The sequence below is a fragment of the Frankia sp. AiPs1 genome, from assembly GCF_023716945.1.
GTDB lineage: Bacteria > Actinomycetota > Actinomycetes > Frankiales > Frankiaceae > Frankia.
The window spans coordinates 1-709 of the sequence record NZ_JAMQQF010001126.1; the positions used below are offsets into that span (position 1 = coordinate 1).

Sequence of the window (709 nt, forward strand, 5' to 3'; positions counted from 1 at the left end):
GCGGCCGACGCGGCAACGGCCGGCACGGCGGGGCTCTGGTCGGACACGATGACGCGGAACCCGGCGGCGCTCTGGTTGGCGAGCCCGGCCAGGGTCACCGCCAGCGCCGCCGGCCGCCCGCAGGTCGGGATGAGCACGTCCAACCCGCCGGTGACGTCCAGTCCGCCGGTGACGTCCGGTCCGCCTGTCACGGCAGGGCCGCCCCGCGCCGGATGCGGCCGAGCAGGTCCGACGTCGACCGGTCCGCGACGTAGTCGACGAAACGCACCTCGCCGCCCAGCGCCCGGACCAGCGGCGCCTCGGCGAGCATCGACTCGGTGTAGTCGCCGCCCTTGACGTAGACGTCGGGCCGCAGCGCGCGCAGGAGCCGCGCCGGGGTGTCGTCGTCGAACACGGCGACGTGGTCGACGACGGCCAGGGCGGTGAGCACCGCGAGCCGGTCGGCCAGCCCGTTGATCGGGCGGTCCGGGCCCTTGAGCCGCCGCACGCCGACGTCGCTGTTGACGGCGACGACGAGGACGTCGCCGAGTCGCCGGGCGGCGTGCAGGTAGGCGATGTGGCCGGCGTGGACGACGTCGAAGCAGCCGTTGGTGAACACGATCCGCCGGCCCTGGCAGCGGTGCGCGGCGACCGCGTCGGCAAGCGCTGCGGCGTCCAGGACCGCCCCGCCGACCCAGCCGGATCCCCCGCCGCTCGCGCACGCGGTGCC

Annotated in this window: 1 protein-coding gene and 1 pseudogene; both read right to left on the reverse strand. The window is 76.3% G+C overall.

Going from position 1 to position 709, the window contains the following annotated elements; translation table 11 throughout:
• A pseudogene (locus tag ND748_RS33255) lies at positions 1-191 on the reverse strand (hypothetical protein); the annotation flags it as partial.
• Positions 188-709 (reverse strand): D-glycero-beta-D-manno-heptose 1-phosphate adenylyltransferase (gene rfaE2 / locus ND748_RS33260; RefSeq protein WP_251750186.1); only part of this gene is annotated, 522 nt, incomplete at its 5' end. The gene rfaE2 and the pseudogene ND748_RS33255, both read right to left, overlap by 4 nt.